Genomic DNA, 17,939 nt, shown 5'->3' with positions numbered 1-17,939 from the left:
AAATGAAATATACAAGGCAAGAACATAGTAATTTTCTTGAAGAAGAGCTTCAAGCACAAACGAAAGCATTTAACCAAAAATTAAATACTTCCGCTAAGTTTTTGCTTCAAGAAAGAGAAGAGCTTTTTGTTGCTCAATTTCTAGCATTCAAAGACGGAGAAATGATACTAAAATTTTCTACTAAGCGAGGTTTGCCACGCAAAGGAGAATATTTGTATTGTTTTACCGTTCCAAAGGATTTAAGAGATTTTAGAAATTGGGGAGAAAAAACTTATGGCGATTTAGTAAAAGAAAAAGCAAATTTTACTGAAACGGTTTGTGTGTGGCAAGCACCTTCAAAAGACAAGGATGGAAATCTTGAAAAAGATTTTTATATCGCTGGTTTTCGGGGTGTAGAAATAGAATTTTCTGTCAATATTTCAGAGGCAGAAAAGATGATTTTGCTTTTGGGGCCAAATAGACCACCTTTTGAATACATTGCCAATCTTCAAAAAATAGTTCAGAACAACTATTCAGAAAACGTAAGTTCAATTTTAGACCAAGATTTTCTAAAAACAAATTGGCAACCTTCATTACTTGACAACAAAAACGACATCCCGAATTTCATATTAAGTCAACTATCCTTAACAGACCAAGTTGTATTAATTGGACCGCCTGGAACAGGCAAAACATATCAAATTGCTGAAATATGTAAACGTTTATGTGAACAAGGCAAATCGGTTTTAGTAACATCACTTACAAACAGAGCGTTAATTGAAGTTGTTGAAAAACCAGCATTATCAAATTTATTAGATAACGGTATGATTTTTAAAACTAAAATCTCAACCGATGAGAAAAATGAATTTCCAAAATTGCAACCGACAAAAGAAATAAATCCGCAACCAAGTAATTTAGTTTTATCAACATTCTTTATTGCAAGCAGCGAAGCCGCTAAATTAAATGACAAACCACCTTTTGATTATGTAATAGTTGATGAAGCAAGTCAAGCATTACTTGCTATGTTTGGTGCAGCAAAACTTTTAGGAAAGAAGAATATTTGGATTGGCGACACAAAACAGTTACCGCCTGTTGTTGCTATCAATGATGATAAAGTTAGTAAAAAGAATTATGATTTTTTAGTGGACGGTTTGAAAGCTCTTTCGGATACTTCATCAGTTCCTATTTTTCAATTGACTGAAACATACCGTTTGCCCCAAAGAGGTTCTGATTACACAGGAATATTTTATAACAATAGCCTTAAATCAAGAGCTAAGACAGAAATACGATTATCTTTTCCTGAAATTCCTGATGACATAAATGTGTTTTTCAACCCGCAAGGTGGTTCTACTCTCATAAAAGCGGATTTAGAGGTTGGAAACAAAAAACCTTCTAATGCTATAGAAATAGCCAGAATGTTAGTGGCTCATTTGTTGAAAGTCAAAGAAAATTTGCACATATCTGTTTTAAGTAATTACATTGACACAGTAAAAGCCCTGCAAAAAAATATCTACGGTTCTATTGAAAATCCGAAAAATTTACTCATTGAAACTGTTGCACGTATACAAGGGTTAACAACTGACATAACAATATTTGTAATTCCAAATTCAGGTTACAATCATTCATTAGAAAAGCGTTTGTTTAATGTTGCTACAAGCCGTTCAAAACGTCATACAATCATTATTGCAGATAAAGATATTATCAGTTCTTACCCCCATTTAGACGAAGACGTGAAAATGTATCTTCAAAAACTAAATGATGAATATTCATTTTATTACACCACTGATAAAAAACTAATTGCAAGCAAAACCTCAGTAAAGAATGAACCACAGGTTGAAGAAAAGTTAGAAAGCCAAACAGGATTAAAAGTTCTTGGCAAAATAGACCTTTCTAAGTTTGAAAAGCCTAAGAAAGAAATCGTTAAAGGGAAGGAAAATATTTACATTATTGACACCAATGTATTTGTTGACCAACCCGACATAATTTCAAAAATTGACAAACAGTATCAAGTTGTTTTATCAGCAAAAGTTATTGATGAATTAGACAAATTGAAAGTTACATTACCGACAGAACAACAAAAACAAAATGTTCAAAAGGCAATTAAACAAATCAATGACAGCTTTGACAAACGCAATATAAAAATGGACACAGCCGACCTGACTTTGTTACCAAGCGACTTTGACAAAAAATCGCCAGACAATTTTATTTTGACAGTTGCCCTAAAATACAAAGACGAAAATCCGATTATGCTTACGTCTGACAATGGTTTACAGCTTAAATCAAAAGGTTTCGGAATAACGACAATTAAACTTAAAGACTTTTTAAAACAAATGAAATATTAGCCAGCGCATTTGGTGGCACATTTGCAAAACCGCACAAGTCCACTCTAAAGCCAAGTTTTGCAAAAGAGCCACCAAGCCAACGCACAACAAAAACGGACACTAAATGACTGATAGACAAAATGAAATGAAAAAAGGGCAGCACACAACATCATATATAAAATATTGGGGTTTAGGTGGTTACTTGAAAGTTTCTGCCCCGCACCAGCATTTGTAACGGCAGACAGTGATGACGCCCGCAATCCCCAACATTTCATATATGTGACCGTTGCGTGCAATGGCATCAAAACCATGACACCTGGAAATCGGATGAAAGTAAAGTACACCGATAGGTATCCTTCGGGATTATGTGATTCGATTTTAACAAGACTTTATAGTCCGACAAGACTTAGTGCACTTTAATAACTTTCTGCATCAGGATTCCTATCGCTGCACTTTTATTTTGATTTGACCTGCAAGAAATCAATGATGCTGATACCATTTGGACTCAACGCTCGGAAGGATTTTTAGAATTTGATTGTGATTTGCATTTAGTGCAGTTTTTAATGTGTGAGAACTCTATAATTTAATGATTTAAGAGTTATTGGGAGAGCCAATTCTGACGAGCCTCGCTCCTACTCGTATTGTGACTTCCAGTGCAAGTAAATAAGTCAAACACTAATTGACTTCTGGCTGCAAGCAGATTTTAATGCGCTGATTTTTAAACGTCATCGAAAACGTGGGATTTCTAAATAATAAGCTCTCATCGGGATTTAAAATTGTAAAAGACATTAACTAACCGTGGATATTTAGCCTTCACCATCTATTTGGACAAAAGGACAAAATTTTAAAACAAAAACCCACTGCACGCAACAAGCAGTATACGCAATACGGGTTGTTTTGCTATATTTGAGCCATGTACAAGCAATCAACATTCAGTAGTGCTGACAGTCGGCTTTCTAAAATCCCCGCACTGCGCATACTGCTGGGCGTTGCGTGCAATGGCATCAAAACCATGACACCTGGAAATCGGATGAAAGTAAAGTACACCGATAGGTATCCTTCGGGATTATGTGATTCGATTTTAACAAGACTTTGAAGTCCGGCAAATGTTTCTACTCCGTTTTAAGCTTTCTGCATCAGGATTCCTATCGCTGCACTTTTATTTTGATTTGACCTGCAAGAAATCAGTGATTCTGATACCATTTGGACTCAGCGCTCAGAAGGATTTTTAGAATTTGGGTCTGATTTGCAAAGGGATTAGCTTTTAATGTGTGAAAACTCAATGATTGAAGGAATATTGGTAGAACCGATTACAAAACGCTTCTCTCCTATTTTGTACCGTGACTTCCAGTGCAAGTAGATAAGTCAGACACAAATTGACTTCTGGCTGCAAGTAGATTTTAATATACTGATTTTTAAAGGCTATTGAAAGCGTGAGATTTCTATAAATTAAGCTAAATCGGGATTTTAAAATCCAATTTCCCCTAAACTGTTTGGATATTTCGCTTTAGCTGTTTATTGGGATTGATAGAACAAAGAAATAAAACAAAAACCCACTGCACGCAACAAGCAGTATACGCAATACGGGTTGTTTTGCTATATTTGGCCTATGTACAACTTGGCAACATTTAGTAATTCTGAAGGTCGGGCTTTCCAAAATTCCCGCACTGCGCATACTGCTGGGCGTTAGCGTTCATTGCAAAGAGCGACAGTACATAACATTAACGGTAAAATTATGAATACATCCTGAGAATAATGAGAAATGAAAACCAGTCTTGTGAAATGATAAACGAGGCATTGCGATCCTTGTGGTTTTCATTAGATTTGGATTAGGATTGAAGTTTTTTATTCTTATTTACCTTAAATCAATGATTTTCAATGAAAAATAAATTTTTTATAGCAGTCCTTGCTCTATGTTGTGGTTTATTCTCGTGTGAAAAGGATAAATTGGAACAGATTGAGAGCAATACACCAATCGAAGAACAACCCCATAAAGTAACAGATGGTATGGTGGTGTTAGGTGATAAAATTAACGACCCATACGCTATTTACAATATGAAAGCAGCGTATTCAAACCTAAAATCAGCTGGTGAAGATACGCCAGTAGACGAAATTCAACCAAATAAGAAATATCTTAGATTTTTGCCTAAAGATGAGATTGAATGGGATTTATTAAAAACCGACACAAGTTTCGTACTCTATGATTTTCCACTCGACTATGAAATAAATGTATATGGCACTTATTACCATGACCCTGATTTGCCAGATACCTCTGTAACATGGCAATATTGTGTTGTGCCAATTGATAAAGAGATACCAAATATACAGCATGAACTATTGTATGAAGTTTTCATCCCGAATTTCGACACACTTGAACTAGATACAACACTAAAAAGTGCCTCGATTGCATCAAATTTTTATGAACAGTTAGTATATGAATCATACAAGCTTACTGGAAATATCAAAGAATCAGATGATATTTTGAAAAGTACGAAAGGTTGGAATCCTTTTAAACCCAAAAGATGGCATCCTTCAGGAAGGATAACTGTTCAAGATGATGTTTTGGGTTCAATTCCGCTCGAGGGAGCTAATGTTCATGCAAGATGGGCTACTCACATGGAAGATTGCAATACCAATAGCAATGGAGAATTTAGCATGGGTGGTTTTATTTACGAGGTTAACTACTCAATAAAATGGGATAGATATGAATTTAGTATAAGAAGTGGTACAGCCGGTCAGGCATGGTTTAATGGACCTAAGCAAAAAGGAGCATGGAATTTACATATCTCTAGCGGTGCGTCAGTATTTTATGCTATTATTCATAGGGCAGCCCATCACTATTATTATGGTAATACAGGTGGAATCAAAAGACCACCACAAAATAATTTTTGGGATGCTCAAATGAAAATAGCAGCAATGAATGAGAGTAATGATGATGTTAATGGACAGCATGCTGCTTCGTTAAGAATTTTGGGAATTTTTAATTGGATTAAAATATGGAATCCCCAAAATAGGGATGATTATATTTATGGTACAACCGTTCATGAATTAGGTCATGCTTCTCATTGGGAAATGGATCATGGAAAATACAATGATTCTGAAACTAAAGTGAAAGAAAGCTGGGCAAGGGGTGTACAATGGCATCTTACACGAATGGTCTATACTGGCTATACTCCCGATTATTTTGGCAATTATACTGGTATTGTTCAAGATATGGTTGACGGTGTAAGTGGTTATGATCAAGTAAGTGGATATACAATGGTCGAATTGGAAAATGCCATTAAAGGACAAACATCATGGAATTCATGGAGAGATAACATAATAAATAGATATAATAATGGAACAGAAGGTAATTTACAAGCTCTTTTTACTCATTGGTAGTATATTGATGCTTAACAGCAGTTGTGAAAAAAATGATGTTGATAAAATTGTAACGAATACCTACAATTACATCAATAATAGTGGGAAACAACTACAAATGAAAATTTATAGTTCAAGTGATGAAATCATTAGTAATAATGAAATCCCTGTTGGAGACACTTTATCTTTTAAATTGAAAGCAGAAGGTGGGGCTGGTCCATTTCAGTTTGAAACGTCTCATGGAGATTCTATATATATAAACTTCTCAAATGAGCGTTATCAAATTTATCGAAAAGATTATGATAGCATATTTTTCGAAAAAGGATATAATAAGACTAAGATTTCTGACCAAGAATTTCAATTATTCTATGTGTTTACAACTGAAGATTATGAAACTGCAACCGTAATTGAATAGCAACGAAACGCTAACACGGTATATAATTAATGGCGGGGCTTGTTGTGGTGCAAAGGTTTGTGCTACTATCAAGCCCCTTGCTATCTTGATACTGAATCGCTACGAAATCCGCCACTAATCATATACCCTTCCGTTACCTGCTATGTTAAAAAAAACGACCGTGCAAATTGACAACGACATAATTTGACTGATTGAGAATTTAAATTAGCAAAATAAACGGAGAAGCCGAAAACCGATTTAGAGTAGGCAGAATTATAAACAAAAATATTATGGCACTTTACAAACTAACAGCACCAAGACAATTCGGAGATATGCCGAAAGGGTACACTTTTCAAGTTCCTTCTGCTACATCGCCGACACCAAATGCCCAAGATGTAGAAAAAGAAATCATAAGATTGGGATTTAACAAACAAGCTCAATCATACAAAAGTGCTGGAAATTTTAAAGTAGAAAAAATTAGCTAATGTCTTTAGTTGAAAACATTAAGCTAAATGACATTCTGAAAATTGAAAATTTAGACAATGTAAAAATTAGACTAAATCTTTCAAATGCTTCTTGGAATGCTTTGGAATTATATCACAACAATCCAGACTTACTGCTGATTGGTAATTTTCATAATAGTACTAAAAAGAGATGGTTTAAAGAAAATCAAATTGTCATTGGATTAGCTCAAATAAAAAATGATGATTGGTTATTAATTGACATTTCCATAATTACCAAAAGCTACAATAATTTTTGGGATGGCGTAACTCATTCTAACGTTCATACATTTTACGAACACGACAAATTGAGTGAATTTGAAAAGTATTGTGGAAGATTGATTGTGCAGTTTCACAAAAATAATGCTTACGTTACTTTATCAGGTAACAGCATTGACGATTTTATTGTGAAAGAAATATTGCCAAGCTCTTTAGACAAGGATTTGTTTCCCGGTTATGACAAAGTGAATATTTCTTGGGAAACAATGAAACGAGTATTGGAAAAAGACATTTGGAAAACTGCATTAGAAAACCAAAAAGGAGTTTATCTCATTACTGATATATCAAATGGCAAAAAATATGTTGGTAAAGCATCTGGCGAACATATGATTTTGGGGCGTTGGAAATCTTACATTCGGACAGGACACGGTGATAATGTTGAGCTTAAAAAGCTACCTTTTGATTATATTAAAAAGAATTTTAGATACTCGATTTTAGATATTTACAAATCTTCCACAAATGACCAAATAATTACAGACAGAGAAGGTTGGTGGAAAGAAGTATTATTGAGTAGACAGGAACAGTATGGTTACAATAAAAACTAAACGACAACGTTGTAGATGAAAAAAACACAGCAGGTAACACCGTATATAAAACATTTGGCAGTCACTGGGTTATCGAAGGTTTCAGCCCGTATCAAAAGTACTTGTAACTTGACAAGAAAGTGCTTCGAAATGCCAAACGTTTCATATACGTAAACGTTGTGGTGCATTTTAAAAAACACAGCCATAGCACGTTACAATTCATTTGATTTCTTAAATATTTCGAATTAAACCTTTCATAAATAGAAAAGATTGCATAAATTTGTATCCGAATGAATACACATTAATAAATGTATATAATTGAGAAAACAGACGAATTTGACAAATGGCTAAGAAAACTTAAGGATTTAAGAGCCAAAGCCAAAATATTGTTTCGCATTCAAAAGATTGAGATTGATGAGCACTTTGGAGATTGTGAACCTGTTGGCAATGGGATTCGGGAATTAAAAGTTGACTACGCTAAAGGATACAGAGTATATTTTAAAGAATCTGACGGAAAAATTATTATTCTGCTTATTGGTGGAGATAAGTCGACTCAGCAGAAAGACATAGAAAAGGCAAAGGAGATTTTAAAACGAATTAAAAAGTAAAGAGATGGAAACTTCAAAATTTGATATAGCAGACTATTTAGATAGTAACGAAATGATTACAGAATATCTTAATGCTGTTTTAGCAGAAGGGAATGATTCAGATGTAATTGCAGCAATCGGACATATTGCAAAATCAATTGGAATGACAAAAATTGCTCAAGAAACTGGATTAAGCAGGCCAAGTTTATACAAAGCTTTATCTGATGGCGCTAAACCTCAATTTGAGACTATAATGAAAGTACTAAGAGCAATCGGCGGACAAATACAAATAAATCCGGACAGCTTAAGAAAAAACGCACCACAACACGCAATATAGCCAATAAGGGTTTCAGTGATATGCGAAGCTTTGTAGCCCGCTTCAGCTTTTCGTGTACCTTGATAGGATATCGCCCGCAATCCCTTACTGGCCATATTGTCACCGTTAGCGCAAATTATAAAAAAGAAAGTTGTACTTTAGTGAAACATTTTGTATTTTTGTTGCATGGAATCAAAACGGAAATATAGGATTGCAATATTTTATAAAGATTATTTTGAAAGATTCTTTATTGAGCAAACGGATAAAGTAAAAGCGAAAATAATCTGGACGATTGAACTAATTGAGGAATTGGAAAGAGTTCCAGAGGTCTATCTAAAACATCTTGAATCAACTAATGGATTGTACGAGATTAGAATTAAACACGGAAGTGATATTTTTAGAATATTCTGCTTTTTTTGACCAAGGAAAACTCATAATTCTGGCAAATGGTTTTCATAAAAAAACACAGAAAACACCTAAGAAAGAGATTGAGCGTGCACTAAAAATTAAGGAGGAATACGAAAATGAAAGCAAATAACAAAATGAACCTGGAAGAGTTCAAGGATAAACATTATGGTTTAAAAGGAACCCAATCAAGAGATGAACTTGAAAATGGTTACGAGAATTTTAAGCTTGGTGCATTACTGCAAGAGGCTAGAATTGAAAAGGGAATGACACAAGCGGAATTAGCAGAAAAAACAGGGACAACGAAATCCTATATTTCCAAGATTGAAAATAATATCAAGGAAGTTAGACTTTCGACTTTACAAAAAATAGTGCAATTAGGATTGGGTGGACAACTTGACCTTTCTATTAGATTGTAAAATAACTTGCGCTAACACGCGGTATAATTTACGCGGGTTTTCGTCGGACAAAAACAGCTTCCTGCTTTTTTCAAATCTCAGGTGGTTGGACAACGACAGAATATGAAATCCGCGCAAACCATACCGCCATCCGTTGCGTGCAATGGCATCAAAACCATGACACCTGGAAATCGGATGAAAGTAAAGTACACCGATAGGTATCCTTCGGGATTATGTGATTCGATTTTAACAAGACTTTATAGTCCGACAAGACTTAGTGCACTTTAATAACTTTCTGCATCAGGATTCCTATCGCTGCACTTTTATTTTGATTTGACCTGCAAGAAATCAATGATGCTGATACCATTTGGACTCAACGCTCGGAAGGATTTTTAGAATTTGATTGTGATTTGCATTTAGTGCAGTTTTTAATGTGTGAGAACTCTATAATTTAATGATTTAAGAGTTATTGGGAGAGCCAATTCTGACGAGCCTCGCTCCTACTCGTATTGTGACTTCCAGTGCAAGTAAATAAGTCAAACACTAATTGACTTCTGGCTGCAAGCAGATTTTAATGCGCTGATTTTTAAACGTCATCGAAAACGTGGGATTTCTAAATAATAAGCTCTCATCGGGATTTAAAATTGTAAAAGACATTAACTAACCGTGGATATTTAGCCTTCACCATCTATTTGGACAAAAGGACAAAATTTTAAAACAAAAACCCACTGCACGCAACAAGCAGTATACGCAATACGGGTTGTTTTGCTATATTTGAGCCATGTATAAGCAATTAACTTTCAGTAAGGCTGACAGTAGGGCTTTCCAAAATTCCCGCACTGCGCATACTGCTGGGCGTTGCGTGCAATGGCATCAAAACCATGACACCTGGAAATCGGATGAAAGTAAAGTACACCGATAGGTATCCTTCGGTATTACATAAACCCATCTTGATTTGACTCTGTAGCCCGGCAAAAGTATTTACTCCGTTTTAAGCTTTCTGCATCAGGATTCCTATCGCTGCACTTTTATTTTGATTTGACCTGCAAGAAATCAATGATGCTGATACCATTTGAACTCAACGCTCGATAGGATTTGAGAAGTTTGTTATGATTTGCTACTGGATATGTATTTAACGTATGAAAACTCTATGATTTAATGATTTAAGAGTTATTGGGAGAGCCAATTCTGACAAGCCTCGCTACTACTCGTATTGTGATTTCCAGTGCAAGTAGATAAGTCAGACACAAATTGATTTCTGACTGCAAGTAGATTTTAATACACGGATTACAAAAAGCCTCTCTCCTACTTATATTATGACTTCCAGTGCAAGTAAATAAGTCAAACACAAATTGACTTCTGGCTGCAAGTAGATTTTTATGTGCTGATTTATAAAGGCTATCGTAAACGTGAGATTTCTAAAAATTAAGCTACAACGGGATTTTAAAATCCAATTGCGCTAAACTGTTTGGATATTTCGCTTTAGCTGTTTATTGGGATTGATAGAACAAAGAAATAAAACAAAAACCCACTGCACGCAACAAGCAGTATACGCAATACGGGTTGTTTTGCTATATTTGAGCCATGTACAAGCAATTAACATTCAGTAGTTCTGACAGTCGGGCATTTCAAAGTTCCCGCACTGCGCATACTGCTGGGCGTTGCCGGTAATGCTAACACCGCAAAATGACATTTTTTACGTAATTTGAAAGATAGTTGTCTTTTCGGACTACTTTTTGTATATTTGCATCATGACTAAAAAACGTGAACTAATATTTTATAAGGACTATTTTCGGGACTTTTATAAATCGCAAACAAAAAAGGTTCAAACCAAGATTATTTGGACTTTTAGGATTATTGAAGATTTAGACATGATTCCGGAGATTTATTTCAAACATCTTGAAAATACAGATGGATTATATGAGATACGTATTCAATTAGGTAGTAATATTTATAGGATTTTTTGCTTTTTCGATGACCAAAATGTAGTTGTTGTAGGCCATGGATTTCAAAAGAAAACACAAAAGACACCGATAAAAGAAATAGAGAAGGCACAAAAAATAAGGAAGGAGTACTTAGATGAAAAAGAATAATGTAAAGACTTTAGACCAATTTATTGACGAGGAATTTGGCAAAAAGGGGACTAAAAAACGTGAAAAATTTGAAGCTGGATATGAAGCCTTCAAATTAGGAGTTTTGATTCAACAGGCTCGACAAGAAAAGGGCATGACTCAAGAACAGCTTGCAGGGCTAGCCGGGACAAATAAATCGTATATCTCAAAATTGGAAAAGGATTTAAAAGATATTCGATTTTCGACTCTTCAGCGGATTATTACAGAAGGACTTGGCGGACATCTTGAAATTTCGATAAAATTTTAAATGAAAGATTGAAAAAAAAGCACATACCGGCAACATGCAATATAAAAAATTGGGGTTTAATAGGTTATTCAAGGGTTTTGCTTCGTATTAAGTGCTGTTTAGCTTGATAGATAATCGCTCCGAACTCCCCAACTTTTCATATTGCCACCGTTGCGTGCAATGGCATCAAAACCATGACACCTGGAAATCGGATGAAAGTAAAGTACACCGATAGGTATCCTTCGGGATTATGTGATTCGATTTTAACAAGACTTTATAGTCCGACAAGACTTAGTGCACTTTAATAACTTTCTGCATCAGGATTCCTATCGCTGCACTTTTATTTTGATTTGACCTGCAAGAAATCAATGATGCTGATACCATTTGGACTCAACGCTCGGAAGGATTTTTAGAATTTGATTGTGATTTGCATTTAGTGCAGTTTTTAATGTGTGAGAACTCTATAATTTAATGATTTAAGAGTTATTGGGAGAGCCAATTCTGACGAGCCTCGCTCCTACTCGTATTGTGACTTCCAGTGCAAGTAAATAGTCACCCCTTAAAATGACATTATGTTATTGTATATTAACATGTTATGTTGATAATTTTCCCTAGAAAGGCGATATAATTTGCAAGAAATTTGATAATTTGCTGAAAAGCTTTGCAAAATGGTGGCAAAAACAGAAAGGCATCCTCAATTGAGCATCTTCAGAACCCCGTTGAAACAGTTTATTAATTTGGATCATGAAATCTGCGTTTTGGCAGACAGAATTGATTGGGAATCAGTGACGAATGATTTTAAAGGGTATTACACGGAATTTGGACGACCCTCAGTTCCTTTACGAAGAATGATTGGGCTTGTCCTTCTCAAGTACATCTATAACCTTAGTGATGAGAATATTGTGGATAGATGGGTTGAAAATCCTTATTGGCAATATTTTACCGGAGAAACTAATTTTCAGACTGATAAACCATTCGATCCCAGTGAGTTTGTGCATTTCAGAAAGCGGATAGGTGAAAAAGGAGCCGAAAGATTATTGAAGTTATCCATTGACATATTTGGCAAAGAAGCCAAAGAAAAAGAAGTGCTGATTGATACTACTGTACAGGAAAAAAATATCACCTTTCCGACCGATACCAAGTTGCATAAGAAAATCATAGATAAGTGCAATACAATCGCTAAAACTGCCGACATACCACTTAGGCAAACCTATAAACGCACAGTTAAGCAATTAATGATAGATCAACGTTTTCGAACTCATCCGAAACGCAAAAAGAAAGCCATGGCAGCCGCCAGGAAGATTAAAACCATAGCCGGTCGGCTTGTACGAGATTTGCAAAGAAAAATGACTGATGATCAACTTAATTTTTATGGTCCAAGGCTCGAACTATTTCAACAAATACTACAACAACAAAGAGATACAAAGAACAAGATATACAGCATCCATGAACCTCATGTAAAAATGCATAGCAAAAGGAAAGGAAGCAAAACCTTACGAATTCGGAAATAAAAGTAGTATTGTAAAAACCCGTAAGAGTGGGATAATAGTTGGAGCCCTGGCATTTAATGAAAACATTTACGATGGAGATACCCTGGATCCACAATTAGCACAAATTCAACGGGTTGCTGCTTATAGCCCAAAAGTAGCCATTGTTGACAGGGGTTATCGGGGAAGGAAATATGTTGCAGACACACAAATACATACTCCAAAACATTTACCTTCTTCTGCCACAAAATATCAGAAACAACAGGCCAGAAAACGTTTTAGAAGCAGAGCCGGAATAGAACCCGTAATAGGCCACTTGAAACATGATCATCGTATGATCCGCAACTACCTTAAGGGTGAATTAGGTGACAAAGTCAACACAATAATGGCAGGAACTGCTTTTAATCTGAAGAAAATGCTCTTAAGAATTAAAGCAGATCTAAAGAATATTTTATGCCAATATATTGAAACAATTTTTCAAAGAACTTTTGATATTATTTTGATCTCAAAATATCCTTTAGCGTAAAAAGTGACTTTTTAAGGGACGACTAAATAAGTCAAACACTAATTGACTTCTGGCTGCAAGCAGATTTTAATGCGCTGATTTTTAAACGTCATCGAAAACGTGGGATTTCTAAATAATAAGCTCTCATCGGGATTTAAAATTGTAAAAGACATTAACTAACCGTGGATATTTAGCCTTCACCATCTATTTGGACAAAAGGACAAAATTTTAAAACAAAAACCCACTGCACGCAACAAGCAGTATACGCAATACGGGTTGTTTTGCTATATTTGAGCCATGTACAAGCAATCAACATTCAGTAGTGCTGACAGTCGGCTTTCTAAAATCCCCGCACTGCGCATACTGCTGGGCGTTGCGTGCAATGGCATCAAAACCATGACACCTGGAAATCGGATGAAAGTAAAGTACACCGATAGGTATCCTTCGGGATTATGTGATTCGATTTTAACAAGACTTTGAAGTCCGGCAAATGTTTCTACTCCGTTTTAAGCTTTCTGCATCAGGATTCCTATCGCTGCACTTTTATTTTGATTTGACCTGCAAGAAATCAGTGATTCTGATACCATTTGGACTCAGCGCTCAGAAGGATTTTTAGAATTTGGGTCTGATTTGCAAAGGGATTAGCTTTTAATGTGTGAAAACTCAATGATTGAAGGAATATTGGTAGAACCGATTACAAAACGCTTCTCTCCTATTTTGTACCGTGACTTCCAGTGCAAGTAGATAAGTCAGACACAAATTGACTTCTGGCTGCAAGTAGATTTTAATATACTGATTTTTAAAGGCTATTGAAAGCGTGAGATTTCTATAAATTAAGCTAAATCGGGATTTTAAAATCCAATTTCCCTAAACTGTTTGGATATTTCGCTTTAGCTGTTTATTGGGATTGATAGAACAAAGAAATAAAACAAAAACCCACTGCACGCAACAAGCAGTATACGCAATACGGGTTGTTTTGCTATATTTGGCCTATGTACAACTTGGCAACATTTAGTAATTCTGAAGGTCGGGCTTTCCAAAATTCCCGCACTGCGCATACTGCTGGGCGTTGCGTGCAATGGCATCAAAACCGTGACACCTGTAAATCGGATGAAAGTAAAGTACACCGATAGGTATCCTTCGGGATTATGTGATTCGATTTTAATAAGACTCTTTAGTCCGGAAAATGTTTTTACTCTGTAGTTAACGTTCTAAATCAGGATTCCTATCGCTGCACTTTTGTTTTGATTTGACCTGCAAGAAATCAATGATTCTGATACCATTTGGACTCAACGCTCGGAAGGATTTTTAGAATTTGATTGTGATTTGCATTTAGTGCAGTTTTTAATGTGTGAGAACTCTATAATTTAATGATTTAAGAGTTATTGGGAGAGCCAATTCTGACGAGCCTCGCTCCTACTCGTATTGTGACTTCCAGTGCAAGTAAATAAGTCAAACACTAATTGACTTCTGGCTGCAAGTAGATTTTTATGTGCTGATTTTTAAACGTCATCGAAAACGTGGGATTTCTAAATAATAAGCTCTCATCGGGATTTAAAATTGTAAAAGACATTAACTAACCGTGGATATTTAGCCTTCACCATCTATTTGGACAAAAGGACAAAATTTTAAAACAAAAAACCCACTGCACGCAACAAGCAGTATACGCAATACGGGTTGTTTTGCTATATTTGAGCCATGTACAAGCAATCAACATTCAGTAGTGCTGACAGTCGGCTTTCTAAAATCCCCGCACTGCGCATACTGCTGGGCGTTAGGCGCAAGGTAACAAAACCCAAAACATAGACAACATCCCGATAAATTGACAAAAAACAAAATAGTACCCCACGCACAAAGCAAGAGTGTGGCAGCCCATCCCTGCAACCGTCCCTGCGCTACCACACACTTTCTTTTTTGCCGTCACACAGTCAAAGTGGAATTCCAGAAAAATATTTATACCCGGACTAACATAGTATTTTTTGAGTTCAGAGACTATAAATTATTCTTCATTGGCTCAGCTTATTTAAATTTTACTAATTTATTACTCTATTAATTTCAATGCTAAGTATTTAAACTTAGATTAAAAATAAAGAAGATTATGTGGTATTGGAGTTTATCTTTAAAGGATATTTTCATTACATAATGATTGGTAATATGAATCCAAAGGTGAATCGTGAATCATAGAATAGTTAGTAAAAGGTAAGTGGGCAATAAAACATTTAGCAGAAAATGAAATCGTTTTTTTATATCTAAAGATTTGGCTTATTAAGAAAGTTGTATATTTTTGCACCTATTAATTATTTTTATTCTTGTATTAAAATATATCCGCCTTCTCTAAAACCTTAAGTCAGAATAAACAAATTTTAGAGGCATAATTGAGCGGAATAGAAGCTAATATTTTCATTCGTAGAAAGGAGGTGAAAACTAATAGTATATGTTAGGCCCAGCTGATCTAGGATCTTAAAGGCACAGATAATTTTGTTGTTACAAATAATCCGTAAAAAAAGCAAACAAAAAACCCCATCCTTCAAATTGACCGTGAAATCAGAATAAGGATGAGGCAGTTAACACAAAGTATTAACCTATAAATTTAACCAAAATGAAACGAATAGATATCTTTTTAAAAGAATCCCTAAATTTTTATTAATCCTTGCAACTATTTTACTTAACTCTTGTGATAAGTTAGAACAAGTAATTGATGAGAATTCCAACCAAGAAATCGAAAACCAAGAAATTACGGTTGAAAATGGTTATCTAAATTTTCCTAATCAGCTGTCTCTAGATAACTACATTTCTGAGATTGAAAATGAACTTAAAAATAATTCAACTGAAAAGAGTGGTTTAAAATCATCACATAAAATTACTATACCCGCAGGTTTTGAATCTCTTGCTGGTAAACTATCGCAAATAGAAAACAAATTAATTCTACTTTAACAGATTAAACAAAACCCTTGTAAACATTGATATTTCAAGGAAATTCAGTATCTTCAATGCACAGAAAAACAGGCTTATCGTTCCGAAAAATGTTTAATACAACGTAAAAATAATAATCGATATGGAAAAACACTGACCTCTGTAATAGAGCGAGTTAGTGTTCACCTTAATGATTATCAGCATGTATTTTGTAATTCAACAAAGAAGTTCTTTGACAAAGCACAGCAATATTCATTAGGAATAATACAAAGTCAGATGCGCAATATTGAAAGAATAAGCGAAGATTTGGGAGCTAACTACCATCAAATGCAGCACTTTATAACTGAGTCTAACTGGGATCATCGAGTTTTGATAAATCAAGTAGCCCAGGAAGTAAGCCAGGTTTTACCCAAAAGAAAACTTACAGGATTGATTATTGATGAAAGTGGTTGGGTAAAAAAAGGCGACCATAGCGTAGGCGTTGGACATCAATATTGTGGGAATGTAGGGAAACTATCAAATAGTCAGGTTGCGGTATTTGCTTGTTTAAGTAATGGGGATTTTGCATCAATGGTTGATGCCCGACTATACCTTCCCAAGGCTTGGTGTGACGACAAGACAAGATGCGAAAAAGCAGGCGTTCCTGTAAAGCACCGAACATTTAAAACTAAGCTCGAACTGGCATTAGAAATTATTCGCCAGCAAGTAACCAATGGCATCATCTTCGATTTTATTGGAGGCGATGGTTATTATGGTAACGATGTGGATTTTGCCAGCAGCATAGATTTGCTTGGTTATCTGTACATGCTGGATATCCATAAAGACCAAAAAATATATTTGGAACGTCCTGACTTGGCTATTCCCGAGCGAAAAAGCAATAAGGGTCGTGAACCCAAGAAATTAAAAGCAACTACAGACGAATTAAGTGTATCAAAATATTTACAGACTTTAAATGACGAAAATTGGCAGCGTATTAGTGTTCGTAATACAGCCAAAGGAGTTCTTGTAGCTGACTATCATTTTATAAAGCTTTGGATAATCAATAACAGTAAAATGCAAGTAGAGCAAAGGTTACTGGTTATCCGTAAAACGAAAACCAAAGAAGGCAAGGACGAAATAAAATATTCTTTTACCAATGCTAATCTTGAACAATACACTAAGAAAGCTATAGCCTATATGCAAGCACAACGGTACTTTGTAGAACATTGCATAAAAGAATCAAAACAGATACTCGGGCTAGACCAGTTTCAGACACGAAAATGGCTTGCATGGCAACACCAGGTTGCATTAAACTTTTTGGTCTCGTCATTTATTTTAAAAGAAAAATTGCATTGCTTTGATGATTTACCTTTACTATCGGCTCGTGATATTAAAGAATTTATCACTTTTAAACTTTATAAACAGATGACCGAAGAACAAATGATTGATAGAATTTATGACCGGCATTTAAAACGACAGCGTGATATAAATTACTCATATTCAAAATTGTAAATCTGTTAAAGTAGAATTAAAAAATGCTACTGTAGATAGCTCAAGTTTTGAAATTGAAAGGTTTTATGCTGAGTTAAATAAAGCTCTGATCCCCGAAGATATCATTCACTATGTTGTTGATACTG

The 17,939-nt window shown here is 35.1% G+C and carries 13 protein-coding genes and 1 pseudogene; all 14 read left to right on the top strand.

Translation table 11 applies throughout. The features are described from left to right. Nucleotides 1-2: 2 nt before the first annotated feature. The 14 genes and pseudogenes from IPM71_15950 to IPM71_15885 all read left to right on the top strand — a co-directional run bounded on the left by IPM71_15950 (nt 3) and on the right by IPM71_15885 (nt 17,814). Entirely contained in the window at nt 3-2,318 is a 2,316-nt protein-coding gene (locus tag IPM71_15950) for an AAA family ATPase (protein QQS51038.1), read from the top strand. Nucleotides 2,319-4,175: 1,857 nt separating this feature from the next. Then, nucleotides 4,176-5,678 (top strand): hypothetical protein, encoded by a 1,503-nt coding sequence (locus IPM71_15945; protein ID QQS51037.1) that lies wholly within the window; start codon nt 4,176-4,178, stop codon nt 5,676-5,678. Continuing rightward, the gene (locus IPM71_15940) at nt 5,635-6,072 is read left to right on the top strand and encodes a hypothetical protein (GenBank protein ID QQS51036.1); all 438 of its coding nucleotides are present in this window, start codon (nt 5,635-5,637) and stop codon (nt 6,070-6,072) included. The genes IPM71_15945 and IPM71_15940 overlap by 44 nt, the downstream gene beginning before the upstream one ends. A gap of 269 nt (nt 6,073-6,341) precedes the next feature. Continuing rightward, nucleotides 6,342-6,536: a hypothetical protein gene (locus tag IPM71_15935; GenBank protein ID QQS51035.1), complete on the top strand. Its 195-nt coding sequence runs from the start codon at nt 6,342-6,344 to the stop codon at nt 6,534-6,536. Further along, the gene (locus IPM71_15930) at nt 6,536-7,375 is read left to right on the top strand and encodes a GIY-YIG nuclease family protein (protein ID QQS51034.1); all 840 of its coding nucleotides are present in this window, start codon (nt 6,536-6,538) and stop codon (nt 7,373-7,375) included. Before IPM71_15935 ends, IPM71_15930 begins: the two co-directional genes overlap by 1 nt. Nucleotides 7,376-7,662: 287 nt before the next feature. Then, complete coding sequence (locus IPM71_15925; GenBank protein QQS51033.1) at nt 7,663-7,962, top strand: type II toxin-antitoxin system RelE/ParE family toxin; 300 nt, start codon at nt 7,663-7,665, stop codon at nt 7,960-7,962. Between the two features lie 4 nt (nt 7,963-7,966). After that, on the top strand, nt 7,967-8,278 hold the full coding sequence (locus tag IPM71_15920) for a putative addiction module antidote protein (GenBank protein ID QQS51032.1): 312 nt from the start codon (nt 7,967-7,969) through the stop codon (nt 8,276-8,278). Between the two features lie 165 nt (nt 8,279-8,443). After that, nucleotides 8,444-8,795: pseudogene (locus tag IPM71_15915) on the top strand (type II toxin-antitoxin system RelE/ParE family toxin). Continuing rightward, complete coding sequence (locus IPM71_15910) at nt 8,782-9,081, top strand: helix-turn-helix transcriptional regulator (protein ID QQS51031.1); 300 nt, start codon at nt 8,782-8,784, stop codon at nt 9,079-9,081. The pseudogene IPM71_15915 and the gene IPM71_15910 overlap by 14 nt, the downstream one beginning before the upstream one ends. Nucleotides 9,082-10,811: 1,730 nt before the next feature. Next, nucleotides 10,812-11,153: a type II toxin-antitoxin system RelE/ParE family toxin gene (locus tag IPM71_15905; GenBank protein QQS51030.1), complete on the top strand. Its 342-nt coding sequence runs from the start codon at nt 10,812-10,814 to the stop codon at nt 11,151-11,153. Then, entirely contained in the window at nt 11,140-11,439 is a 300-nt protein-coding gene (locus tag IPM71_15900; protein QQS51029.1) for a helix-turn-helix transcriptional regulator, read from the top strand. Before IPM71_15905 ends, IPM71_15900 begins: the two co-directional genes overlap by 14 nt. A gap of 647 nt (nt 11,440-12,086) precedes the next feature. Then, complete coding sequence (locus IPM71_15895; protein ID QQS51028.1) at nt 12,087-12,929, top strand: IS5 family transposase; 843 nt, start codon at nt 12,087-12,089, stop codon at nt 12,927-12,929. After that, a complete protein-coding gene (locus IPM71_15890; GenBank protein ID QQS52869.1) occupies nt 12,886-13,431 on the top strand; it encodes a transposase in 546 nt (181 codons plus the stop codon). Before IPM71_15895 ends, IPM71_15890 begins: the two co-directional genes overlap by 44 nt. A gap of 3,168 nt (nt 13,432-16,599) precedes the next feature. Then, complete coding sequence (locus IPM71_15885; GenBank protein ID QQS52868.1) at nt 16,600-17,814, top strand: IS701 family transposase; 1,215 nt, start codon at nt 16,600-16,602, stop codon at nt 17,812-17,814. Nucleotides 17,815-17,939: the final 125 nt, after the last annotated feature.

The organism is Bacteroidota bacterium, assembly GCA_016699695.1.
In the GTDB taxonomy this organism is placed as follows: domain Bacteria; phylum Bacteroidota; class Bacteroidia; order Bacteroidales; family UBA10428; genus UBA10428.
The sequence above is the reverse complement of the archived record's forward strand: the minus strand, read 5'-3'. Positions and strand labels throughout refer to the sequence as shown.

Bases quoted from the DNA above. Each gene is read 5' to 3' on its own strand.
- IPM71_15950 (QQS51038.1), top strand. From the start codon at position 3: ATGAAATATACAAGGCAAGAACATAGTAATTTTCTTGAAGAAGAGCTT.
- IPM71_15945 (QQS51037.1), top strand. From the start codon at position 4,176: ATGAAAAATAAATTTTTTATAGCAGTCCTTGCTCTATGTTGTGGTTTA.
- IPM71_15940 (QQS51036.1), top strand. From the start codon at position 5,635: ATGGAACAGAAGGTAATTTACAAGCTCTTTTTACTCATTGGTAGTATA.
- IPM71_15935 (QQS51035.1), top strand. From the start codon at position 6,342: ATGGCACTTTACAAACTAACAGCACCAAGACAATTCGGAGATATGCCG.
- IPM71_15930 (QQS51034.1), top strand. From the start codon at position 6,536: ATGTCTTTAGTTGAAAACATTAAGCTAAATGACATTCTGAAAATTGAA.
- IPM71_15925 (QQS51033.1), top strand. From the start codon at position 7,663: ATGTATATAATTGAGAAAACAGACGAATTTGACAAATGGCTAAGAAAA.
- IPM71_15920 (QQS51032.1), top strand. From the start codon at position 7,967: ATGGAAACTTCAAAATTTGATATAGCAGACTATTTAGATAGTAACGAA.
- IPM71_15910 (QQS51031.1), top strand. From the start codon at position 8,782: ATGAAAGCAAATAACAAAATGAACCTGGAAGAGTTCAAGGATAAACAT.
- IPM71_15905 (QQS51030.1), top strand. From the start codon at position 10,812: ATGACTAAAAAACGTGAACTAATATTTTATAAGGACTATTTTCGGGAC.
- IPM71_15900 (QQS51029.1), top strand. From the start codon at position 11,140: ATGAAAAAGAATAATGTAAAGACTTTAGACCAATTTATTGACGAGGAA.
- IPM71_15895 (QQS51028.1), top strand. From the start codon at position 12,087: ATGGTGGCAAAAACAGAAAGGCATCCTCAATTGAGCATCTTCAGAACC.
- IPM71_15885 (QQS52868.1), top strand. From the start codon at position 16,600: ATGCGCAATATTGAAAGAATAAGCGAAGATTTGGGAGCTAACTACCAT.